Origin of the sequence: Candidatus Nitrosotalea sinensis (genome assembly GCF_900143675.1) — an archaeon.
GTDB lineage: Archaea > Thermoproteota > Nitrososphaeria > Nitrososphaerales > Nitrosopumilaceae > Nitrosotalea > Nitrosotalea sinensis.
This window is the reverse complement of record NZ_FRFC01000003.1, coordinates 354226-375199: the sequence shown is the minus strand read 5'-3', so window position 1 is coordinate 375199 and position 20974 is coordinate 354226. Positions and strand designations below refer to the sequence as shown.

Genomic DNA, 20974 nt, shown 5'->3' with positions numbered 1-20974 from the left:
GAATACAGACCCTAGAAAAAGAGTTTTTCTAGATATCACGCAAAATGAGGATCGTTTCTTTGAATTACAGCATGGATTTTTACTTCATGATAGGCACGCACTATGTCAGTAGCGGTAACTACTCCTTCTAGATCTCCATTTTCATTTACTACCGGTATTCCACTTATTTTATATTCAGACATTAATTTTGCTGCTTTTGCAAGATCATCGTTATACCCTATTGTCAGAAGCTCATTACCAACAACGTCATTTACAAACAATCCCCTTGCAGAGGTTTTTGGAAGAAGATATTCCCTTGTATTTTCGGCTCCAGATCTAAAATAAGGACTGTTTCGCAAGAATGTATCATAGCTGATTATACCAACCGGTTTTCCATCATTATCAGTGACAACAAGTCTTGATATCTTGTTTCTATTTAACATGTTAAGAGCAAATAACAGTGAATCAGATTTTCTGCATGTGATTATGTTTGTATTCATGTAATCTTTAACCTTGTACAAACCAGTAAATAATTTTGAGAAATTGTTAACCAAATCAGATTTTGTGACAATTCCTTCTAGTTTTTCTTCATCTACAACAACAATAGAGCTTATTTGAAATGCATCCATACGTATAGCGCATTGAACTAGAATTTCATCTTGATCTTTTGAGATAGTAAAGAGATTCCTACTCATGATTTCATCAAGATGTATTTGGTTTAACATTCTAGATGTTTTATCATTTTGTAGAAACTTGCCTATATCACGTTCAGTTACAATACCAACAGGATTACCGTCACTAATAATGACAATTCTCTTTATGTCATTGTTATTCATAAGAAGTAATGCATCATGAATGCTGCTATCAGGATGTAATGTTATCACATTCTTGGTGTAAGACATATTTCCAGCACAATATTTTCTACCATACAAGATTTAAAATGATTTTATGATTATCAGGTTTGGTTTGGATATAAAATTTGGTTTGTTCTAATCCTGTAAATTTACAGAATTAGGAACAATTTCAACATCAAGCATACCATTGTTAAAACATGTTACAATGGATTTGATTTTAGATTTATACAAAAAGTACTTTTTTCCATCTTCATTGATTGAGCCTGATATGCCCAGAAGTTTGTGAGTATGGAGTTGTTGTACTCTTCTATAAGCAGTGCTGATGGGGATTCCACAGTCATTACTTAATTCAAGAGCTGATTTGGACACATCCATAGTAGATTCAAGTATAGCACGAGAATACTTGTCTGCCATGATTTCAAGGAGGACGTCTTTGGTTGTTTCTTCTTGTACGGGTTTGCCGTGTAATAACACTTGCATGTCTACATTACTTTGCTAATTTGATATAACAAGTAGGACCGCATTGCACGACAGTGCATACAATTTGTGCGCACATTAGATTGCCATGGACTACATCATCTAATCATTTGCCTTGCAAGATTTCGTAGTGTTTCTAATCTATACACAGAGATAGACAATTTTTGGGACCATTTGGGAAGATCCATGTCTAGTAAATCTCTTGCCAGCATGACATTATTCTGTGAGAATGCGTCCAATTCTTTCTTCCTTAGCCCAAGTATTGTGATAGGATAAAGTCCATTATCTTCAATAATTTTTTCAAGACCATGTTCTGGAGGATAACGCCAAGATAGGACCTCTTGGCCAATACACATACCGTATGTTATGGCTTCATGAGATACTTTAGTATTGCATACAAGTATTTCTTTGTCAAACTTCCCAGCCAAGTCCAGAAATCGTGCATGAGTATACAATGATTCTTTTATTCCAGTATAGATACCAGGCGAATTATGAAATTTACATTCCACCATATATCGAATATGTGAATCACGTACTGCAATAATGTCTATTTCATGAGACACACATGTTCCCTGTACCGCAGATCTTTTGGATTTTATCTCATATCCACGTGCCTCAAGTACTGCGCTAACATAATTTTCAAAGGAGAATCCCGCAGGACCCATCTGCATAATGGATTCTTTGAGACGATATCGATGTCCTATCAATCTGTTCTCAGCATTTAGAGCAAGGATATCCAAGACCATTCGATAGATTTGACGCGTGGTTATGCCTGGGAATATTTGTTTAGAGATCTTTTGTGCTACTTGTGTTGCTAGTTTGTTATTAGCCCCTGCTCTTATACACGTAGTCTTGACTTTGTTAAAGTCAAATGGTACAGAACTACCATCAGACTTTATTACAAAACCTCGCTTTCTCATCCTACATGTATAAGATTAGAGGTCCGTTTTAATATGATGCTACAGAAGCAGAGCCTGTTAGTTTTTCAACCTGTGGATCCTGTGCAATTTCCTGAAGCATTGTTATGTTCATAGTTCCTCTAGCAAGAACTTCATTGTCATCATGAGCTGCTACTAGAAATCCATACCTGTTTCTTATGTATGAGACCTTATCAGAAATATCAACTCCATTTTTGTAATGGATCTCAAGTTCCACCATTGGATATGCGTCTGGCATTTTTCTTTCATAGAGCATTATCTGTAAACCAAGCTCTACGTCGATTTTTCCTAGTGCCTTCTCTACATTTGAGAGAAAACCATCGTAGATCATTTCTGCAGTATTTGACATGGAATATAACAGTCATAGTAAATAATTAAAGAGAAAACCTGATTATCACGTTTGATAATGAATGTGACTTTTCCATATCAGAATCTAAATTGTATAAACTATCTATGAAAATTATGATAATGATTCTAATATTAAATAGATATTTTTTGTATCATGAAAGATAAAAAATCAAAGAAGAAAGAAGATGATCTAGAATGGGAACATGAGAAGGCAAAAGAAGAACTACACCAAGCAGAATTAGCAGAAGGATACGAACAAGATGAGAAATTCGAAGAATCTTCAGACTAGATTTTGAGAGACGTCATACAGATTGAAAAACATCAACAATAGACGAAAAAATAGTTTGATTTTACATATCATTATAAACCTGACATGTTGTTTCAAAATCCATCAGGGGCACATAGGTTTGAAACAAACAAGGTTTTACATAAATTTGTTATTTGTTTTCTTTCTCATGTCTGTACTTGTATCATCTAATCTTGCTCATGCACAAATAGACCCACCAGAGATCCCACAATGGGTAAAAAATACTGCCAAATGGTGGTCTGAGAACAAGACTACAGACAAACAATTTCTGATATCAGTAGCATATCTGATTAAAACAAACATGGTAAGTAGTTCAAATACAAATCCCAGTTCTGACTATAAAGTTCCAGGATGGTTCAAAAAAGTAGCAACATTTTATGCTGATAACAAGATCACTGAAGAAGATTTTGAGAAATCTATTGAATACCTCATTAATACAAATTCAATTACAGTTTCAGATTCACTTCTTAATGCAATAGACAAAAGAGGTTTGGCTACTATAAATTATCATGGATTCTCCCCATTGTTTCAAATATACGCATATGCAAAAGATTTTCGCATCATAAACGGTACGCATGTACCAATGGAAGCTCATTTTGCATTAAAACCAGATCTCATGACAAACGGAACGTACGACAAGATTGCATTATGGGACAAGCCACATAGTGCTGCTGTCATAGTTCCTTTGTTTACATCTACAGCATATTGGGAACCAGGATTTTATACATATTACAGAGGAGATTGTGATTCTAGTTGTCTGACAAAAAAAATCTTGTTTGATAGACCAGGTGGATTTTCTGCAAGTCAGAATGCAGTAGGTACATTGCAATTACTTGGATATGATACCATAACAGATCTTGATGTTGACCAGAATCCTCAAATTTTGAATCAATATGAGAAAATAGTCGTATTACATAACGAATATGTCACTCAGCAGGAATTTGATGCAATAACACATCATCCAAAAGTGATTTACCTATATGCAAATCCATTATATGCCAAAGTGAGTGTAGATTACAGCAATGATACCATCACCCTAGTTAAAGGACATGGATATCCTACACCACAAGATCGTAATGCTCTTGGATGGAAATTTGACAATAGTGAAAAAGAATACAATACAAATTGCGCTCATACTTCTTTTCATCCAATAGACAATGGCATAATGCTTGATTGTTATCCTGAAAACATGATTTTCACCAATATGACAATACTGAAAATTATGAAAGATTATTGAAAATTAAATACAGAGAGTGGACCGGAGGGTTTCTCCTCCATCTGAGGGGGCTACATCTCGATTTCCGCGCCGTAAAATAATCAGGTGATTAGGGTGAAAACCAATCACTTTTCCTTAATTTTTTATTGTTTAATGAATTTGAAATAACAGGTACATTTAGAGCAATACTCTCCACATTCAACATAAATTTACGAGTTCTGGAGAACTACCACTTACAGTATTTGAGAATACTAACTGTTTGTATCAACATAAAACCAGATGGGTTTTGATTCTACTCCGCCATATTTTGCTGTTAGTTGATATTTTCCGTCATACGGCCAGCTACTTTTTTGCATTCGGATAACTTGTTTAAAACATCCAACTTCAGGAAATTCGCATCTACTTAGAACCGCATTTACAGGTCTGTCAGATCTAGGTTGGTGAGCTGGATTGGCATCCCCTATTGGTCCTGTTAGAATAATGTCTATTGGACCGTCCATACCGGATCTAATTGTTCCATACACGGTCACAGAAATTTCTTTATCCTGCCAATAGTAATTTGTAGTGTCAGTTTCAAAGTAAACCCATTCGACTTCATTTACCATTTAATATTATCCACTCATTTTCTGTACAGTACAAAAATATAAAAAGATAGCAGATTCTCAAAATTGGTAAACTGCATCACTCTTTACTATAACAAACAAGATTGATTCATCAATGGCAAATTGGGCGCCTGATCCAGAATCAATAATAAGTCTTGCTTGGTCGATTTCAGGCAAATATGCAGACTCTGTCGAGGAACAAGAAACTGCACAGCGGGCGGAATCGCATTTCATAGAAATTAAACAAAAACTAATGGATAATAATCAACTAGCTTATGCCAATGACATAGCTACTTCATTACTGGCATCTAGTAGAACACTTGCCTTGATAGTAAGACACAGAAACAACAATTTTGACATGATTGAAACTCTCAAAACAAATGAGATTGACATGTATAAAAAATTGCAGAGTTTTACCGGTTCATTACAGAGCATATTGCCTAGACTTTCAGGTGTTGCAATTGGCGGATCAACAATCCCAGCCCTCTTAAAAGATGTTTACAGTGTTTCTCCCTCGGTTTCATATCTTCTTATTGCTACTTTTGGTGGTGTTGGGTACATATTATCAGAAATCATATCCGCCAGGATTGGAGGTATAAAACTAAATGAAACCGTAGAAAAATACGGATTAAAAAAAGACACAGAATTTCACGAGTATATCTACAGATCTAGACTGGAACTACGTTCTTTATTGGATGATTTGATTCTAAGTTATCGGCGAAATATAGATCCAGATTATGACGTTTCAGAAGATGAACGAAATAAAATCATAAAAAATATTTTTGATTCTGTAAAACAGAGTGTACCAAAGTCCAAAGACCAATAAGCAAAATTACAGTTGATTTTCATCAAATCCCTGTAAGATTCAAACTCTGTGAGACTCGTTACAAAATTCCCTTATTGACATAGGAGTGAAGAAAGATTATTATGATAAAATTACTGTTTGTAAAAATGTGCAACAGGCTACAATAGAGACTAACTTTGGAAATATTGTTTTCGAACTATTACCAAATTATGCTCCTGAGACTGTAAGGAACTTTGTCAAACTGGCCAAGTCCAATTTTTATGACGGCATACTTTTCCACAGGATAATACCCGGATTTATGATTCAGGGAGGAGATCCAAATACAAAGCAACCAAACAAAAGCAGCTGGGGGATGGGAGGACCTGGATATACCATAAGGGCGGAATTTAATTCAAAACCACATGTGAGAGGCGTTGTCTCAATGGCAAGGTCTGATGATCCTAACAGTGCAGGTTCACAGTTTTTCATCGTAACAGGCGACAGCACATTTCTTGATGGCCAGTATACAGCGTTTGGTGAGGTAAAGAGTGGCATGGAAGTTGCCGACAAGATAGGCCGCCTTCCAAGAGGCAAGAATGACTGCCCCGACATAGAGGCTAAAATTCTTCGCATTACAATCTCAGAGTAGATACAAAATTCCTTTTAGTTTTTTATCAAAATAGAAATCGCATATATAGAACTACAAAAAACTCGATTCGTTGATTAAGAATCATCTTAATGTGACTTTAAGAAAAACCTTCATCGTATTACTTGTTCTTGGTTTTACCGCATGTATCCTTCCATTAAATTTAGCTGCATATGCTTTTACCAACGGGCAGAGTGCAACTACAGTAATAGGCCAATCAAGCTTTACTACAAATGATTTTACTCCCAACGCAACTAGAGAGAATTCTCCTATCGGTCTTGCATTTGACTCGTCAGGTAACTTATGGGTCGCAGATGATGGCAACAATAGAGTGTTAGAGTACACTGCACCATTTTCTAATGGCGAGGCTGCAACTACAGTAATAGGCCAACCAAACTTTACTTCATTTGCCAAGGCCACCACAGCAACTGGAGAAAATGGTACTTCTGGTCTTGCATTTGACTCGTCAGGTAACTTATGGGTCGCAGATTTTTACAACAGCAGAGTACTAGAATATAAAAAACCATTTTCTAATGGCGAGGCAGCATCTCTTGTAATAGGCCAGCCAAACTTTACTACAAATACTAGTGCGCTCACTGCAACGGGATTGCATTTTCCTTCTAGTCTTAAATTTGATTCATCAGGTAACTTATGGGTTGTAGATGAGTATAATGACAGAGTGTTAGAATATACTGCACCATTTTCTAATGGCGAGGCTGCAACTACAGTAATAGGCCAGCCAAACTTTACTACAAATAATTGCGTTACTACAGCAACAGAGTTGTGTGTTCCTTATGATCTTGCATTTGACTCGTCAGGTAACCTATGGGTTACAGATCAAGATAACAAGAGAGTAATAGAGTACACTACGCCTCTTTCTACTGGCGAGGCTGCAACTACAGTAATAGGCCAGCCAAACTTTACTACAAATACTAGTGCGCTCACTGCAACGGGATTTATTGGTCCTTATGGCATTGCATTTGACTCGTCAGGTAACCTATGGGTTACAGATCAACCTGGCAACAGGGCACTAGAGTTCCTAAAAGGAACAGGATTTACAAATGGTGAGGCTGCAACTACAGTAATAGGCCAGCCCAGTTTTACTACAGGCACTGGCGCGCTCACAGCAACTGGATTGAATAATCCCTATGGTATTGGATTTGACCCATCAGGCAATCTATGGATTGTAGATTTTCTTAACGACAGAGTACTAGGATATTCATTAGCACAGGCCACAGTGCCAGAATTTCCTATTGCTGCAATATTGCTTGTAATAGGCTTTGCATCAGTTACAATGCTATCTAGGATAAAATTTAGAGCATAGAACGCAATTCCTAAATTAATTTTTCGAAATTAACTTATTGGCATAATTTTAGAATTTTCATCTAGAAGAAATTGAATAAACAATTACAATCTAGTTAAAAAATAGTTATAATTTAGAAACATCTCTTTCTATTTTTTTGCCTTCTTTATCTACAAAATAGTAGGTATCATGACCATCATTTTCAAAATGTAATGTAAAGCTCTCATCTAAATCATCTAATGTATCTCCTCGGACTTGAAATCCACAGTCGACACAAATTCCTCTCATGTCCCTAGTCATGTTATTTTTTTATTTTATCACTTCTTACTATTAAACAAGATCTAGGTTTTCAATAATGCAAATTTATCGTAGTTTAAGACTAGCTAATTTGGCTGCTTTAACTTCCATTTGCAAAAACTGTAAAGGGCATCATATACGTAAAACTGTTTACTCATGTTGTCATGGTCATCTTTTGCATTCATGCTAAAGCCATATGCTATGGCAAGTAGACCTTCAGATTGGGGTGTCAGAGATCTGTTTGGAGTATCTGCACCTCGAACTATCTTTGCTACCTCGACTAGTGCCTTATCCTTCTTGTCCAAACCATATTTTTTCACAATGGCATCAAAAGAGCATTCTTCTCCATGATGACCAAGTTCAACATTTGATACATCATACGGTGTGGCGTTTTTCTCCTTTGCAGTCTGCATTACACTATCAGCAGGAACAAAGAGAAACTCTGCATCCTTGTCTACAAAGTTCTTGATTAACCAGGGGCAAGCAATCCTGTCCACCTTTGCATGCTCTCTTGTTACCCATTTCATTAGAATACACTATGTAGATAATCTACATATAAGACTTGTTTAATCCTATATGTAGTAAAATCATGATAAAACAAAAAGGAATGAAGGTGGGTGCAGTTTCCTTGTGGCTACTTCTCTTACTGGCAGAGCGTCCAATGTATGGTTATGAAATAATTAAAGAACTTGAGAAAAAATTCTCCGGATACTGGAAACCTAAAACAGGTACCATATATCCAGCTTTAGAAAAACTTGAAGAAAACAAATCAGTTACAAGTAAAGTTGAGTTTATGGACAAGGCACCTGACAGAAAGCATTATGCTATAACAAAAAAAGGAGAAGATGAACTTGCAGAATCAATGGTACACTGGTCAAAGATGGCAGAGATAATAGAAAATCACTGGGAGACTCATCAAGCTGTATTTCGCCACAAATCTGAAATCTCAAAAGATGATCTAGTCAAGATCTTTTCGAATCTTGGAAAATCATTGCAAAGTAAAGACAATCTTGAGATGAGCAAGATAATTCCATCTTCAAAGAAAGTTTCTGTGAAAAATCCAACTGATCCACTTGAGTTCAAATTTCTTTATGCTAAGGAAAAGACAAAAGAAGGAAAGGACAAGTTTGAAATTCACATAGAATTTGAATGGAATGAAAAACACAAGCGCGGTTCTAAATAATTATTGAATTTTGTGGGTTTCAAACACTAGTAACTTTGCATCAGATCCAGAATAATCAGGAACTGCTATGTAGAGCCTATCCAACTGTGGTACAAAAAGAGAAGTTCTACCTCCATCACCAGTTGGTGTCTTTGCTATTTCTTGGTAGTTGTTAGCATCTTTTTGGGATATTACATCCAAGTATCCTTCGCCTCCTGTGATGTAGATTTGTCCAGTTTTATTATCAAAGAATATGTCGTCAGCATCTTTTACAATGTCTAATTTTGCTACAGGTTTACCAGTATCTGTGTTGATTACTTGAAGCTGAGAGGGGGATCTGTAGACTATAAAGAGCCTATGGTTACCATCATCTAATGCCATGGGGTAATTTCCACCTGCTTCACTATTTTGCCACTTTGTAGATATGGTTCTTTTTTGAGCATCAATTATTGCTATTGAGTTGTCTTCTGGAACATTGACAAAGATTCCAGGTTGTAATTTGTCTGAAATCTGAAATGATTCTGGATGTCCATCGAGTTTTATGATATCAAGCAATTCTAGTTTTGTGGGATCTATTATTGCCAAGCCTCCATTTCCAAACCCAACGTATACCAGTTTCTGATATTGATCATAATGGATGTTGTCAGCATCACCTGTAAGAGATATTGTATTTACAAGAGAGTATGTGCTAGCATCAAAAATCTGAACTGTTCCATCTTGTCCGTTTGCAACAAAAATTTTGTTTGTGTTAGGGACAAATACAATACCTTGAGGCTCATGTAGACCAGTAATTGATTTGATGTGTTTTTCTGTTGTAAGATCTATAACATCAACTGAATTATTTCCTAGCTCAGATACAAACAATCTTTTTCCATCAAGATCAATATCCATGTGATCAATTCTTCCAGAAACATTTGGCAGTTGTATAGTTTGAATTAGCTTAAGTGATGATGAATTAAGTTTGGACTGTACTAGGTTTTCTTTATTTTCATTTTTTCCAATGTTTTCTGTTGAATAGATTAGCAATGTCGCCATGATTACTGCACCAGCCATACCAATAATGCCAAAATAGATTTTTTTGTTTGTCATTGATGTCAAAATCATCTATTCATTGAATTGCTGGAATGGTTTTTTTATTGTGATACCTTGATCATCAGTAACAGTCACTGTAGTTGATGAAGATGGTGGTGATAAGATCACTCGCTCTCCAGGCTTGAGTATTGGAATCTTGTCTGTATAGTTGCCATAATTGATTTTGAGATTTGTTAATGCACTAGAACCTGAATTTAAAAGAGTTACATGTGATTCTGAGACGCCATCTCCTGATTCTGTTCTTGCATCAACATACAGAGAATATTGAGAGGTGGAGCCATTAAACACGAATAGAAAAACTATGACCACTGCGGCTCCACCGCCGATTGCTCCTGTGACCAGAGATTTTCTCATAGTAGATCTACTACCTAGGTAGATCATCTACTTATTTAAGAGTCTTTTGAGATCAAATAATTGGCACACGATCAAGTTCAAATCCAAAAACCTTTCCTTAATTTTTATTTCATTTCCAAGCACGACAAAAAGTAATGTTGTCACCTCAATCATGAAAATTCTAGATTCCAGCACCAAGAATTATGCCAACCTCATACAGGGCGGTTGAAAAAAGCCCCATGTGGCGGCGTAGATCAGTCATTGATTGTTCGCTAACAAATCAGTATAACATTATATCGTGATTTTCAAGAATGAGAAAATCACATGCCTGTAGAATTTTATTCTGATTCTGTTTACATCAACTAACGAGATTCTATTTTTAATAACAGAAACACAAGATTAAACTTTCATAGGTTTTCATCAAAAATTTTCATAGTTTTTATTTGTTATGGGCAAGATTTTAAAACCATAAAAATTCAGGTTTATAAAAATTGAAAATGACACGAAAAAAATCCACATTAAATAAAATGTATGATCATTTTTTACATATTGCTCCACGTTATCGTGAATTGAGAACCACAGATCTTGGACCCATATTGTTTATCACTAACAAGCTTCAACACCTCCCAAAAATACATGCGGTAGATATCGGATGTGGTACAGGCAGATACAGTCTCAAGTTAGCTCAACATTTGGGAGAAAAATGTCATCTTTTTTGTCTTGATAATAATAGAGAAATGTTACGACAACTAAAGGAGCATTTTGTAAGCAACAATATTACAAATTTTACTCCAATACGAAGTGATTCTCACAAAATACCGTTACAAACAGACTCGCTTGATTGTGTCATGTCATTTAATGCAGTTCATCATTTTTCACTGCAAAATTTCTTAAAAGAATCTTCAAGAGTACTCAAAAACAATGGAAGATTATTCATATACACTAGATTGAGAGACCAGAATGCAAAGACTATCTGGGGAATGCATTTTCCTTTATTTGAGAAAAAAGAAAATCGTCTTTATGAGCTAGATGAGTTAAAATTAGCTTTTGAGAAAGATCCAAACCTGAACATCAATTCGGTCAAGTTTTTTGAACACAGTAGAGTCTATCCACTGGAAAAACTTGTAGAACAGGCAAAAAATCACCATTATTCAACTTTTAAGTTTTATAAAAAACATGAATTTCGAGAAGCATTGCACAGATTTGTGCAAAACATATTGAATCATTATGATGATCTAGACAAAATAACATGGAAGGATCAGAATACATTGCTTGTAATTGAAAACAAACAGTAAGTGACCAAATTTTCTCATGTCTAATTCTGATAACATAGGAACAACCCGAATCTTGCTAAAAGATCATGAAACTCGTAGTATAATCAAGAAGATATTAGAATCAAATAGACAAGCACTATGGCTCCAAACATAGCAAGACCGATACTTGCTATGTACATCGTAGAGTGTCGTGGTAGATATTTTCCTGCTTCTATGTCCTTCTGAGCTTTGAGATAATTTATCAATGCGTAAATTATCAATAAAATTCCAAGACCAATCATACTCATACCAAGTATGGTTGAGGAGGACTGCGACGGCAAGTTTGGCGGAATTGTCTGATTTTTTGTAAGGATGCTGAATTCTCTAAGAAATAGACTGAATCTTGCAACTACAAAACCTAATCCCATGATGGCTATGCAAGTGCGTATCCATGCAAGAAAAGTACGTTCATTTGCTAGGTGTTGTGTAGAACGATCTGGTTTTCTATCTTCTGCAGACAATATCTGAAGCTAATATTTTGGACCTATAAGGTTTGGTTTTTCATTTACAATATTCTTGAAAGTCAACCAAGTGTCATGCAAACAAATGAATTTCAAAATGCTAAACCATTTTTACATTTTAACTGATTGTAGTATAAACATTAAATTATTTTATAATAAACAGAAGCATATTTTCAATCAAGTATTTGTTAAAGCTTTTGGTACAATCACAGAATACGCTAATAGAAGAAAAACATTCCGTAACAAAATCAGTTGACAATGTTAATTATCTCGTAAATACTTCAACATGAGACACATCATATGATAACAAGTGGAACAAAGAAAACATCCACCATCACCTTCAGATTGAATGATGACATCATTACAAAATTACGCAATGAATCTAGGAATAAAGACATAAGCACCAACACACTTGTAAACCAAGCTCTTAAGAAATTTCTGGATTGGGATGTATTCCAGCCACAAATTGGACTAGTCAGTATTAACAAAACTGTTTTTATCAAAATCTTTGGAAATTTGAAGGAACAAGAGATCATTAAGATGGCATCAAGGATTGGTAAAGACGCTGGTGTGTAAAATCAATATTTCTTACTTCGATATGTTTCCCACTTTTGTTTGCTGATTTCATATACAAAATTTAGGCGCAGAGACTCTCCAAAATATGTCACTTCCTGTTCAGCGATTTTTTCTGCGCCCAAGCGACTGATGGCTATTTGAGAACGAATGTTGTTTTCCCCAATGTGAAAACGTACCTTTGAAACGAATTGAAAAATATAATCAAGCATCATTACTTTTACTGATTGGTTGATGCCTTTGCCCCAATAAGGTGTGGCATAAAATGTATAGCCTATGAATATGTGATCTTCTTTTTGATTGTAATCGTAAAACCGTGTACTTCCTATTACATTTCCTGTTGCTCTATCCACAATTTTAAAAGCTCCTTTGCTTTGGATTGCTCCATCAAAGAATGTGTGAAATACGTCTTTTTTCCATCGGTCCTTATTTGGATGCTGCTCCCATATTTTAGGATCTGAAGCTACTGCATACAAATCTTCAAAATCTTTTTCTTGTAAAGGATAAAGAATTACTTTGTCATTTTCTAACAGGGGTTGTGTGTTGAAAATCATTTTGGAAATAGATACAGAATTAATTTAATAAAAATTAAACTTTGTATTAATTCTTCGTTTTATTTTTTAATTCAAAATTTGCAAGATTCAAATCCTTACAAGTCGGAACCTGAAGATTTGTTTACAAGATTCTTTTCCTTAATGTTTATTTTAGAAATTTATGGTATTGATTTTATAATATTTTGTGCAGCACCTATCAACTGAACAGCTTGAGCTTGTGTGATTGTTTTTCCTGTTTGTGCATTAACATGATTTATGAATGCGTTAAGTTGATTCTTTGCTTGAGTATTTTGATTTGAATTAAGGGAGTTTATTGCAGATGTAAGCTGGGAATTGAGGCTTGAGGTTTGTCCACTTGACAAGTTCATGTTAGTTATTGTAGTAGTAAGCTGTTGTGATGCTTGAGTTGGTGTAAGAACTGTGACCGTAAACGATGCTGATCCAGTGTTACCGTGAGTATCTGTCGAGGTACATGTTACTGTAGTAGTGCCAATTGGAAATGTCGAGCCGGATGCTGTATCGCATACAGGTGTACTGGCAGTATCATCTGGATCTGTTGCAGAAACAGTAAAGGTTACAACAGCACCCGCTGTACTTGTTGGAGATACTGTGATGTCTTGAGGTACAGTTAGAACTGGCGAAGTTGTATCAGTAGTAGATGTAGATATTACTGAGACTGTATTGCCTGTACCTCCATTTCCGTAATTGGTTACATAGACAGTATTTGTGTTGGGGTTGACTGCAATACCATTAGGACCTGTTCCGACAGTAATTGTAGATGTAACTGCATTAGTGTTGCCATCTATTACAGAAACAGTGTTACCAGCACCAAGTCCTTGGTTGGCAACATAGATATTATTTGTAGTAGGATTGACTGCAACTCCTTGAGGTTGTAAGCCAACAGGAATTGTAGATGTAACTGCATTAGTTGCACCGTTGATTACATAAACGGCATTGACTGTGCTGCTTCCAATACTGCTTGCATATGCAGTATTTGTATTGGAATTGACTGCGATACCAAAAGTACCTGTGCCAACGTTGATTGTAGATGTAACTGCATTAGTGTTGCCATCTATTACAGAAACGGTGTTACTATTTTCATTTGTAACATAAATGGTATTTGTGTTAGGGTTGACTGCTATTCCGACAGGACCTTGGCCAACGTTGATTGTAGATGTAACTGCATTAGTGTTGCCATCTATTACAGAAACAGTGTCCCCATAGCCTGATCCATAATTGGTTACATAGATTGTATTTGTGTTAGGGTTGACTGCAATTCCTACAGGTTCGTGGCCAACGTTGATTGTAGATGTAACTGCATTAGTTGCACCGTTGATTACAGAAATAGTGTTACCAGCACCAGTATTGCCGTTAGCAGTGGCTACATAGACGGTATTTGTGTTGGGGTTGACTGCTATTCCTTGAGGAGCAACTGTGCCAACAGTGATTGTAGCTGTAACTGCATTAGTTGCACCGTTGATTACAGAAACAGTGTCGCCTGTATTACCACCACTATTGCCTACATACACGGTATTTGTATTGGGATTGACAGCTACTCCGTAAGGACCTGTGCCAGTTGTGATTGTGGCAGTTACACTATCTGCAAAAGCGTAATGTGATTGATTCATTGAAAGTATAGATTGTGAAGATAAAGTTACAACAAGAATTAATGTGAAGACAAATGTTAGCCTATTCAGATTTACATTCATTTGTAATTTCCATCCTTATTGTATCTATGTGATTGTTCAAAATCATATTATCAGATAGTGTTTGAGTATATCAATGATCTTTCAAAAATGAAAATACAAACATTATAAATTTTACAAAATCGTAACCAATATTTCAAAAATAATATTCGATCCTATTGTTTAAAAAATTCATTTTATAAAATCAAAGGACACCAAACTTATTTGGTTAAATATTAGATTCCATAGACATTAGAACTATGTCTGATGATTCCAATCAATTCTTTATAGAAATGAATGGTAAAGACATTAACAAGATAGCTACCATCAGATTGCAGAATAAGATTTTAAACGCAGATGGCAAACATTATGAAAATAACAGGAATGAAAAATTTTTTTACATTACAGATAAAAAAATAGCTGAATTAATATTTGATACATATGGGAATCCATTAAACCGTCAAATTCTTGAATACGCATCAATCCCACATACTATAATGGAGATTTCCTCTAATTGCATCGGTTCACAAACTACCTCATATAGAAGAATTTTGAAACTAATTGAGAATGGTTTTTTGATACCTTTGGATGTTGGCAAGAAATGGAAGGGTAAAAAATCAATTAGGTTTGTATCTACTTGCACGAATGTATACTTGCATGTATCAGTAGGATCTCTCATGGTATTGATACAATTTCAAAACTTCTTGCAATAACTTGATAAAAAAGATAAAACTAAATCTGCAAGATTCAAATCCTCACAAGTCTGAACCCAAATGAATTCATCGACAAGCAGTAAAAATGGTTTACCCCCTCAATTAGGCGTAAAAATCTGCTACATCTCGTAAAAGTTAAGATGTTAGGTACCAGACTTTATTCGTTGAAGATCTTTTTTTCTTTCTTATTGTCAGAAAACTTGACGACAACAGAACAACCAATTCAGATTGTTGTCAGTGTTGATCAAGTTGAAAAAATGATTTCACAGGGCTGGAGATTTTTGGCAACTTTGCCCGGAGAAAAGGCAGTATTTGAAAATTTTGGGTTCAGAACACGAGATGTTTAACCCTCGTATAGAGTGGACTGGAGGGGATTTGAACCCCTGACCCCTCGCGTGCAAGGCGAGTATTCTACCGCTGAACTACCAGCCCGTTACAGGAATGAGAAAACCGCTTAGATTTTAATTGTTGCCTTTAGGTGGTAAAGATTTTATTGATAATATTCATCGAAATATTCATGGTATTATTAAAATCAGAAATAGTCTTAAATGCAGGAGACAAGGCTCCAGACTTTAATCTTTTAGGAATTGATGATAAGAAACATTCCTTTGCAGAATACAAAGACTATAAAGCGAAATTAGTAATTTTCATGTGCAATCATTGTCCATATGTACAAGCCAAAGTAGATGCAATTAATGAGATCTACGATAAATTCAAAGGAAAGATTGCAATGATAGGAATTAACAGTAATGATTCAACCAAATATCCAGATGACAGTTTTGAAAACATGAAAAAATTTGCAAAAGAAAAGGGTTTGAAATTCACATACCTGGTAGATGAAACCCAGGAGATTGCAAAAAAATATGGTGCAGTTTGTACTCCGGATCCGTTTCTCTTTGATAAAGAAGGAAAACTTGTTTTTCACGGAAGAATAGACAATGCAATGAAACCTGAAGACAAGCCTACAGAAAAAACAATGATACTAAACATAGAGAAGATTCTTTCAGAAAAGAAGATAGAGAAAGATTTTGACCCATCTATGGGCTGCTCCATCAAATGGAAAAGCCAGCAGACTTAAATGACAGTTGGGCAAAAAAATTTCGGGCCGATAGCTCAGCTTGGCTGGAGCGTTCGACTGATAAAGATTATTCAGATATCGAAAGGTCGTGGGTTCAAATCCCATTCGGCCCATATTCTATTCCACATACAATAGATTTCGATAAATAGGAAGAACTTGTTACACTTTTGTTGTCAAGATTTAAGCTACCAGCATATCTTTTGGGTAAGAAGTGATACAATATGGAAAAGGACGAACTATGCAAACAGGTCTTAGATTTAGATTCACGAATAAGGTTTGCAGGCGTGATAAATGAAAATGGCAGACTAATTGCAGGAGGGATGAGATCAGGATTCAAGTCTCTTGAAGATTCAAAAGATGATGAGATGCTATACATGGAATTAGTTTTAAGAGCAAGAATGAGAAAGGAGTTTGACAAGGTCTTAGGCCCAGTGAAATTTGCCATGTCATACAGAGACAAATTGATAATCATGAGTTTCCCAGTAGAGGAAAATATTCTATTGATTTCAGTTGAGAAGGATATTGATTTTTCCAAGCTCCCATTCAATATTCTGGATATAATCAATCATTGATTTTTATAACTTTCAAATACAGTTTGGCACCACTGTAGTAGCGCTTCAACATCATTTGATACAAAATCAGCATTGACCTTTGTTTTTTTTGCAACCTTTGTACACAATGCAAGATGAAAATTTTTTCCAAATCTTTCTGCACTTGTATTTACTGCCTGGGAGAAAAATTTGATCTCACTTTCTTTTGAGGAAAAAATTGTTACAATCATAACACCTTCACGTTTTGACCACACTTTATTGAGAAACCTCTGCAAATCAATGTCAAACATAACATCGATTGCAGAAGACATATCTCCAAGCAATGAGACTCTCCATTTTTGAGTACGGAGTACGGAAGAGACAGCCTGTGCAAAAAGTGCATTTTGATAATCAGTAGATAAAATTACCATGTTTTTTTTAGGATCAACTTCCTCTTCTAAGAGACCTATAAGAGAAATAGAAGTAGAAATTAATTCATCAAGAAAATTCTTCTCGGATCTTCCTATTTTTCCACTATCATATGAATTCTCAACTGCCTCAATGGTTGGGATTATTATTTCACTTACAATCTTGGCAGGAGTTGCTCCAGAGTGAAGGGATGTACGTATTAGAGTATGTGCTTCACGGGCAGACCCAGATAAAACATAGTCCAGATATCGATTTTTTACCTGGAAAAAATCAGCTGGAAAACTAAGCTTATCCACACCATCTTCTATGAACCAGAGATTGACACTTCCCATGTTTTTTTGTTTTATCAAGCCCTCTCCTGCAAAAATTTTCAGATATTTAGACATGGTAACGCGATTGATTCCAAGCTCTTCAGAAATCTCTATTCCTGTTAATCCTGTTTTAGATGACCCTAGTGTATCAATCAATTTCTCGCGTATCTTTTCTAAATTATATTCTCTGGCCACAAACCCCGTGTGTTATTCCAGTATATAGCATTAATAAAATCAACAAGGACCAAAATTTGGTCCTTGTTGACCGGTACTTTGGTATGGTCTGGTTGGTCCAAGTTATGTGAGCGTGGTATGTGGTATACTACTAGCGCACTATCAATCAAATCACCAAAAAAGTAAATAAAAAAAACGCAGAAAAGATACCAAATATTTAAAAGATAAAACAAAAAAATTGCACAGATACACACCTAGTACATACAGAAAGACACTCATTGTTGAAATGATTTCATCTGAACAATGCCAAGTTACTTGAAAGTTAGATAATTACATGATTTGTAGGTAGATAACAATTGGTTAGAACATTTACAGCCAAAACTGTTAAATATTTGTACTTTAAAGTACGGTATAGATAAGTAATATGCCAAAAGCAGGTTTCAAATCAATAACAATTTCAGAAGAAGTCTACAATAGATTCCACGATGTTTACAAGAAAAGTAAGCATGAGCTTGCAATGAAAGGTGTCAATAGTTTTGCAGGTTACATAACTTACATGATGGAAGACTTGATGCAAAAAGACGATACCTTTGCAAGATATGCACCAAAGCTTGAGAAAATATCCGTTGATGGTGACAGAGTAGTCATAAAGGATAATATCAAAAATAGAATAGCAGAGGTTGCAGTTCAGAATAATGAACTCTACTGCTTGCTTTGTGAAGAAAAGAATTGTGTTCATGTAGGATTCGTATTTTCTCTTCCAGAGATTTATGAAGTTCTAAACGCTAGAGGAATTAAACATCAGAGATAAGAAAGTGCAGGAGGTGGGATTTGAACCCACGAACCCCTAAGAGACGGGATCACCCATTAGTATGATCTTAAGTCCCGCGCGTCCAAAGGCCATTAAACCTTCTTTGGCCAGGCTCGGCGACTCCTGCGTTTTATTAGCGATATGTTGGAGAAATTAAACGTTTTATGAAAAAATTTTCTAGAACCAAGTAAGATTAATAAGGATTCAGAAGAGCGAGCTTGTCATGCTTCGATAGCTCAGCCTGGTAGAGCGTTACCTTGGTAAGGTAAAGGTCGCGGGATCGAATCCCGTTCGAAGCTTTAGATGTTTTCAATAAATATGATTTGTTCATTCTCAGAGATGTATCAATTACATCATTTTTGAATGACAGAGTATTATCAAAAATGACAGATTAATTTTCATCACATATCAACAGAACCTTATTCTGTTTCCAGAATAGAAATTACCATATCAAGCAAATGTTGGGTTTGTTTCTTTACTCCCGCAAGGATCTGTTTTATTTCATCATCAGTAATTCTAGCCTCATGGATTTTGAGGCTTCTTGAAACATGGTCTGTGCCATGCTCAGCCATGAATTTATTGAACTGATCTAAAAATTTGCTTTCAACTATTATCTTACTGGAATTCTCTAGTTCTTTAACTGGATGATATATTGTTGATCTACCAAAAAAAGTCATCATATCAGGTGACAAATTTATCATATTCCCATATAGATCATAAAATTTCCAAGATGTTTTCCTATAGGGAGGCAGATTCAGGTATAACTCATCTCTTGTTTTATATCGTACTAGATACCCACTAGTCTCAAGATCAAGCCAGGAGTTCTCTTCAGATATTCCAACTAGTTTACACAGGTTTTTGCAAGATTCCAATATTTCATGCAACGAACGAGCATCATCTAATAGCTCGATGCTAATGTTTTTTGCCATTTGAAGGGCTTGAGATCTCTTACCAGAAGACAATACATACAAATCAGAAAATACCTTTGATTTTATTCTATCTTATGAATATAGGCGGTTTATTCAATAGTTCTTGATTAATAATTCAGTATGCCCCGTTCTCTTTTGGGAAACAGAATTGATGAATCTATTTGCATTAATTTCTATTATGCCATCTGAGAACTCTTTGAATAACTCGAGTATATCTTCAGAGTGAGAATTTGACAATAACACCTTGACGCCTTTTTTGTCAAGTGCCTTGAATTTATCATATAATCTTCTCTGATCGCTAAAATCAAAATCACTATCAGTATAGCTTGTAAAACTTGCAGTAGAGCTAACAGGTTGATACGGAGGATCAAGATAGACAAAATCTCCATGCCCTACCGTATGTAAGGCATCTTCAAAATCCTGACACTTTATTGAAATGTCCCTTGATTGCAATATTTTACTTACCTCAAGGAGATTTTCCTTGTTTACAATGTTAGGATTTACGTATCTTCCAACTGGAACATTGAATTTTCCTTTGCTGTTTACACGATACAATCCATTGAAGCATGTTTTGTTCAAAAAGATGAGTCGTGAAACCTTATCAACATCATGTTTTGGATTGGTTTCTCTTATCTTGTAATAATATACACTAGAATTTTTTGCATAATTTGCAGCATGGGCCTCAAGTGAAGAAATGAGTTCTTGTACCTTGTCCCTAATTGTTACATAAGATAATACAAGATCTGAGTTAAGATCAGACAGGAACCATTTTGTCTTTTTTTCTTTCAAGACAAGAGAAAAGAATACTGCCCCTCCACCTAGAAATGGTTCAAAATATCTCTCAAATTTACTAGGAATGTGATTTGATATAACAGGCAAAAGTTGCCTTTTTCCTCCAGCCCATTTTACAAACGGTTTAGGCACAATTGATACCAGATATTCTTGTTTCAACAGAGGTTAATTTCAAAATATTATTTTGTGGCATAAGGTTACAAAAGATCACACATTGTGTAACTTTTTTTAATCAAAAATTAATCTCAAGATAGCTTAAGGATCGAACATAATAAAAGTAAAA

Annotated in this window: 28 protein-coding genes and 4 tRNA genes; 15 read left to right on the top strand and 17 right to left on the bottom strand. The window is 35.3% G+C overall.

Features of this window, described 5'->3' with window-relative positions; translation table 11 throughout:
* Positions 1-35: 35 nt before the first annotated feature.
* From NSIN_RS03735 to NSIN_RS03720, 4 genes are all read right to left on the bottom strand, one after another.
* Positions 36-881 (bottom strand): CBS domain-containing protein, encoded by an 846-nt coding sequence (locus tag NSIN_RS03735; RefSeq protein ID WP_133124046.1) that lies wholly within the window; start codon positions 879-881, stop codon positions 36-38.
* 87 nt (positions 882-968) lie between these two features.
* Positions 969-1313, bottom strand: coding sequence for a helix-turn-helix transcriptional regulator (locus tag NSIN_RS03730; protein WP_101009448.1), 345 nt, complete (start codon positions 1311-1313; stop codon positions 969-971).
* A 95-nt stretch (positions 1314-1408) separates the two neighbouring features.
* On the bottom strand, positions 1409-2230 hold the full coding sequence (locus NSIN_RS03725; protein WP_101009447.1) for an ATP cone domain-containing protein: 822 nt from the start codon (positions 2228-2230) through the stop codon (positions 1409-1411).
* 28 nt (positions 2231-2258) lie between these two features.
* Entirely contained in the window at positions 2259-2597 is a 339-nt protein-coding gene (locus tag NSIN_RS03720) for a hypothetical protein (protein ID WP_101009446.1), read from the bottom strand.
* Positions 2598-2750: 153 nt separating this feature from the next.
* Between NSIN_RS03720 and NSIN_RS09655 the strand changes: the two genes are divergently transcribed.
* The gene (locus NSIN_RS09655; RefSeq protein ID WP_281259590.1) at positions 2751-2885 is read left to right on the top strand and encodes a hypothetical protein; all 135 of its coding nucleotides are present in this window, start codon (positions 2751-2753) and stop codon (positions 2883-2885) included.
* A gap of 166 nt (positions 2886-3051) precedes the next feature.
* Complete coding sequence (locus NSIN_RS03715; protein WP_101009445.1) at positions 3052-4140, top strand: N,N-dimethylformamidase beta subunit family domain-containing protein; 1089 nt, start codon at positions 3052-3054, stop codon at positions 4138-4140.
* A 230-nt stretch (positions 4141-4370) separates the two neighbouring features.
* On the opposite strand, the gene NSIN_RS03710 is transcribed toward NSIN_RS03715, so the two are convergent.
* Positions 4371-4724, bottom strand: coding sequence for a hypothetical protein (locus tag NSIN_RS03710; protein WP_101009444.1), 354 nt, complete (start codon positions 4722-4724; stop codon positions 4371-4373).
* A 112-nt stretch (positions 4725-4836) separates the two neighbouring features.
* On the opposite strand from NSIN_RS03710, the gene NSIN_RS03705 reads away from it, so the two are divergent.
* The 3 genes from NSIN_RS03705 to NSIN_RS03695 all read left to right on the top strand — a co-directional run bounded on the left by NSIN_RS03705 (position 4837) and on the right by NSIN_RS03695 (position 7475).
* The gene (locus NSIN_RS03705) at positions 4837-5547 is read left to right on the top strand and encodes a hypothetical protein (protein WP_101009443.1); all 711 of its coding nucleotides are present in this window, start codon (positions 4837-4839) and stop codon (positions 5545-5547) included.
* Between the two features lie 127 nt (positions 5548-5674).
* Positions 5675-6154: a peptidylprolyl isomerase gene (locus NSIN_RS03700; protein WP_101010028.1), complete on the top strand. Its 480-nt coding sequence runs from the start codon at positions 5675-5677 to the stop codon at positions 6152-6154.
* Between the two features lie 70 nt (positions 6155-6224).
* The gene (locus NSIN_RS03695; protein ID WP_101009442.1) at positions 6225-7475 is read left to right on the top strand and encodes an NHL repeat-containing protein; all 1251 of its coding nucleotides are present in this window, start codon (positions 6225-6227) and stop codon (positions 7473-7475) included.
* Positions 7476-7580: 105 nt separating this feature from the next.
* Here the strand turns inward: NSIN_RS03695 and NSIN_RS09415 are convergent, their stop codons facing one another.
* Positions 7581-7742 (bottom strand): hypothetical protein, encoded by a 162-nt coding sequence (locus NSIN_RS09415; RefSeq protein ID WP_165775232.1) that lies wholly within the window; start codon positions 7740-7742, stop codon positions 7581-7583.
* 95 nt (positions 7743-7837) lie between these two features.
* On the bottom strand, positions 7838-8278 hold the full coding sequence (locus NSIN_RS03690; RefSeq protein ID WP_101009441.1) for a chromate resistance protein ChrB domain-containing protein: 441 nt from the start codon (positions 8276-8278) through the stop codon (positions 7838-7840).
* A 62-nt stretch (positions 8279-8340) separates the two neighbouring features.
* Between NSIN_RS03690 and NSIN_RS03685 the strand changes: the two genes are divergently transcribed.
* Positions 8341-8934 carry a PadR family transcriptional regulator gene (locus tag NSIN_RS03685; protein WP_101009440.1) on the top strand — a complete coding sequence of 198 codons (594 nt, stop codon included), beginning with the start codon at positions 8341-8343 and terminating at the stop codon, positions 8932-8934.
* Here NSIN_RS03685 and NSIN_RS03680 read toward each other — a convergent pair whose 3' ends face one another.
* Both NSIN_RS03680 and NSIN_RS03675 read right to left on the bottom strand, forming a co-directional pair.
* Positions 8935-10002, bottom strand: a complete 1068-nt coding sequence (locus NSIN_RS03680) for a YncE family protein (RefSeq protein ID WP_165775231.1) — start codon at positions 10000-10002, stop codon at positions 8935-8937.
* Between the two features lie 15 nt (positions 10003-10017).
* Entirely contained in the window at positions 10018-10359 is a 342-nt protein-coding gene (locus NSIN_RS03675; RefSeq protein ID WP_101009438.1) for a hypothetical protein, read from the bottom strand.
* A 476-nt stretch (positions 10360-10835) separates the two neighbouring features.
* On the opposite strand from NSIN_RS03675, the gene NSIN_RS03670 reads away from it, so the two are divergent.
* Positions 10836-11633 carry a class I SAM-dependent methyltransferase gene (locus NSIN_RS03670; RefSeq protein WP_133124045.1) on the top strand — a complete coding sequence of 266 codons (798 nt, stop codon included), beginning with the start codon at positions 10836-10838 and terminating at the stop codon, positions 11631-11633.
* 83 nt (positions 11634-11716) lie between these two features.
* Here the strand turns inward: NSIN_RS03670 and NSIN_RS03665 are convergent, their stop codons facing one another.
* Positions 11717-12112, bottom strand: a complete 396-nt coding sequence (locus tag NSIN_RS03665) for a YidH family protein (protein ID WP_165775230.1) — start codon at positions 12110-12112, stop codon at positions 11717-11719.
* Positions 12113-12412: 300 nt separating this feature from the next.
* On the opposite strand from NSIN_RS03665, the gene NSIN_RS03660 reads away from it, so the two are divergent.
* Positions 12413-12688: a hypothetical protein gene (locus NSIN_RS03660; protein WP_101009435.1), complete on the top strand. Its 276-nt coding sequence runs from the start codon at positions 12413-12415 to the stop codon at positions 12686-12688.
* 2 nt (positions 12689-12690) lie between these two features.
* On the opposite strand, the gene NSIN_RS03655 is transcribed toward NSIN_RS03660, so the two are convergent.
* Both NSIN_RS03655 and NSIN_RS03650 read right to left on the bottom strand, forming a co-directional pair.
* A complete protein-coding gene (locus tag NSIN_RS03655) occupies positions 12691-13239 on the bottom strand; it encodes a GNAT family N-acetyltransferase (protein ID WP_101009434.1) in 549 nt (182 codons plus the stop codon).
* A 158-nt stretch (positions 13240-13397) separates the two neighbouring features.
* Complete coding sequence (locus NSIN_RS03650) at positions 13398-14948, bottom strand: beta-propeller fold lactonase family protein (RefSeq protein WP_101009433.1); 1551 nt, start codon at positions 14946-14948, stop codon at positions 13398-13400.
* Positions 14949-15184: 236 nt separating this feature from the next.
* Here NSIN_RS03650 and NSIN_RS03645 point away from each other — a divergent pair, with 236 nt between their 5' ends.
* Positions 15185-15637, top strand: coding sequence for a hypothetical protein (locus tag NSIN_RS03645; protein ID WP_101009432.1), 453 nt, complete (start codon positions 15185-15187; stop codon positions 15635-15637).
* A 200-nt stretch (positions 15638-15837) separates the two neighbouring features.
* Positions 15838-15984: a hypothetical protein gene (locus tag NSIN_RS09410; RefSeq protein ID WP_165775229.1), complete on the top strand. Its 147-nt coding sequence runs from the start codon at positions 15838-15840 to the stop codon at positions 15982-15984.
* 13 nt (positions 15985-15997) lie between these two features.
* Here NSIN_RS09410 and NSIN_RS03640 read toward each other — a convergent pair.
* Positions 15998-16069: transfer RNA gene (locus NSIN_RS03640), tRNA-Ala, on the bottom strand.
* 85 nt (positions 16070-16154) lie between these two features.
* Here NSIN_RS03640 and NSIN_RS03635 point away from each other — a divergent pair.
* From NSIN_RS03635 to NSIN_RS03625, 3 genes are all read left to right on the top strand, one after another.
* Positions 16155-16715, top strand: coding sequence for a thioredoxin family protein (locus NSIN_RS03635; protein ID WP_101009431.1), 561 nt, complete (start codon positions 16155-16157; stop codon positions 16713-16715).
* Positions 16716-16739: 24 nt separating this feature from the next.
* Positions 16740-16828: transfer RNA gene (locus NSIN_RS03630), tRNA-Ile, on the top strand.
* 108 nt (positions 16829-16936) lie between these two features.
* Positions 16937-17287, top strand: coding sequence for a DUF6659 family protein (locus NSIN_RS03625; RefSeq protein WP_101009430.1), 351 nt, complete (start codon positions 16937-16939; stop codon positions 17285-17287).
* Here NSIN_RS03625 and NSIN_RS03620 read toward each other — a convergent pair.
* Positions 17281-18180, bottom strand: a complete 900-nt coding sequence (locus tag NSIN_RS03620) for a transcriptional regulator (RefSeq protein WP_101009429.1) — start codon at positions 18178-18180, stop codon at positions 17281-17283. The two genes, NSIN_RS03625 and NSIN_RS03620, sit on opposite strands and share 7 nt — an antisense overlap.
* A gap of 403 nt (positions 18181-18583) precedes the next feature.
* Here NSIN_RS03620 and NSIN_RS03615 point away from each other — a divergent pair, with 403 nt between their 5' ends.
* Positions 18584-18970, top strand: coding sequence for a hypothetical protein (locus tag NSIN_RS03615; protein ID WP_101009428.1), 387 nt, complete (start codon positions 18584-18586; stop codon positions 18968-18970).
* A 5-nt stretch (positions 18971-18975) separates the two neighbouring features.
* On the opposite strand, the gene NSIN_RS03610 is transcribed toward NSIN_RS03615, so the two are convergent.
* A tRNA-Leu gene (locus NSIN_RS03610) sits at positions 18976-19097 on the bottom strand.
* A gap of 98 nt (positions 19098-19195) precedes the next feature.
* Here NSIN_RS03610 and NSIN_RS03605 point away from each other — a divergent pair.
* A tRNA-Thr gene (locus tag NSIN_RS03605) sits at positions 19196-19269 on the top strand.
* 120 nt (positions 19270-19389) lie between these two features.
* Here the strand turns inward: NSIN_RS03605 and NSIN_RS03600 are convergent.
* Both NSIN_RS03600 and NSIN_RS03595 read right to left on the bottom strand, forming a co-directional pair.
* Entirely contained in the window at positions 19390-19899 is a 510-nt protein-coding gene (locus tag NSIN_RS03600) for an AbiTii domain-containing protein (RefSeq protein ID WP_101009427.1), read from the bottom strand.
* A 93-nt stretch (positions 19900-19992) separates the two neighbouring features.
* Positions 19993-20850 carry a DNA adenine methylase gene (locus NSIN_RS03595; RefSeq protein WP_101009426.1) on the bottom strand — a complete coding sequence of 286 codons (858 nt, stop codon included), beginning with the start codon at positions 20848-20850 and terminating at the stop codon, positions 19993-19995.
* Positions 20851-20974 lie beyond the last annotated feature (124 nt).

Bases quoted from the DNA above. Each gene is read 5' to 3' on its own strand.
- NSIN_RS03675 (WP_101009438.1), bottom strand. From the start codon at position 10,359: ATGAGAAAATCTCTGGTCACAGGAGCAATCGGCGGTGGAGCCGCAGTG.
- NSIN_RS03685 (WP_101009440.1), top strand. From the start codon at position 8,341: ATGATAAAACAAAAAGGAATGAAGGTGGGTGCAGTTTCCTTGTGGCTA.
- NSIN_RS03725 (WP_101009447.1), bottom strand. From the start codon at position 2,230: ATGAGAAAGCGAGGTTTTGTAATAAAGTCTGATGGTAGTTCTGTACCA.
- NSIN_RS03690 (WP_101009441.1), bottom strand. From the start codon at position 8,278: ATGAAATGGGTAACAAGAGAGCATGCAAAGGTGGACAGGATTGCTTGC.
- NSIN_RS03730 (WP_101009448.1), bottom strand. From the start codon at position 1,313: ATGCAAGTGTTATTACACGGCAAACCCGTACAAGAAGAAACAACCAAA.
- NSIN_RS09655 (WP_281259590.1), top strand. From the start codon at position 2,751: ATGAAAGATAAAAAATCAAAGAAGAAAGAAGATGATCTAGAATGGGAA.
- NSIN_RS03625 (WP_101009430.1), top strand. From the start codon at position 16,937: ATGGAAAAGGACGAACTATGCAAACAGGTCTTAGATTTAGATTCACGA.
- NSIN_RS03650 (WP_101009433.1), bottom strand. From the start codon at position 14,948: ATGAATGTAAATCTGAATAGGCTAACATTTGTCTTCACATTAATTCTT.
- NSIN_RS03660 (WP_101009435.1), top strand. From the start codon at position 12,413: ATGATAACAAGTGGAACAAAGAAAACATCCACCATCACCTTCAGATTG.
- NSIN_RS03670 (WP_133124045.1), top strand. From the start codon at position 10,836: ATGACACGAAAAAAATCCACATTAAATAAAATGTATGATCATTTTTTA.
- NSIN_RS03645 (WP_101009432.1), top strand. From the start codon at position 15,185: ATGTCTGATGATTCCAATCAATTCTTTATAGAAATGAATGGTAAAGAC.
- NSIN_RS03600 (WP_101009427.1), bottom strand. From the start codon at position 19,899: ATGGCAAAAAACATTAGCATCGAGCTATTAGATGATGCTCGTTCGTTG.
- NSIN_RS03615 (WP_101009428.1), top strand. From the start codon at position 18,584: ATGCCAAAAGCAGGTTTCAAATCAATAACAATTTCAGAAGAAGTCTAC.
- NSIN_RS03635 (WP_101009431.1), top strand. From the start codon at position 16,155: ATGGTATTATTAAAATCAGAAATAGTCTTAAATGCAGGAGACAAGGCT.
- NSIN_RS03720 (WP_101009446.1), bottom strand. From the start codon at position 2,597: ATGTCAAATACTGCAGAAATGATCTACGATGGTTTTCTCTCAAATGTA.
- NSIN_RS03710 (WP_101009444.1), bottom strand. From the start codon at position 4,724: ATGGTAAATGAAGTCGAATGGGTTTACTTTGAAACTGACACTACAAAT.
- NSIN_RS03680 (WP_165775231.1), bottom strand. From the start codon at position 10,002: ATGACAAACAAAAAAATCTATTTTGGCATTATTGGTATGGCTGGTGCA.
- NSIN_RS03705 (WP_101009443.1), top strand. From the start codon at position 4,837: ATGGCAAATTGGGCGCCTGATCCAGAATCAATAATAAGTCTTGCTTGG.
- NSIN_RS09415 (WP_165775232.1), bottom strand. From the start codon at position 7,742: ATGAGAGGAATTTGTGTCGACTGTGGATTTCAAGTCCGAGGAGATACA.
- NSIN_RS03715 (WP_101009445.1), top strand. From the start codon at position 3,052: ATGTCTGTACTTGTATCATCTAATCTTGCTCATGCACAAATAGACCCA.
- NSIN_RS03655 (WP_101009434.1), bottom strand. From the start codon at position 13,239: ATGATTTTCAACACACAACCCCTGTTAGAAAATGACAAAGTAATTCTT.
- NSIN_RS03735 (WP_133124046.1), bottom strand. From the start codon at position 881: ATGTCTTACACCAAGAATGTGATAACATTACATCCTGATAGCAGCATT.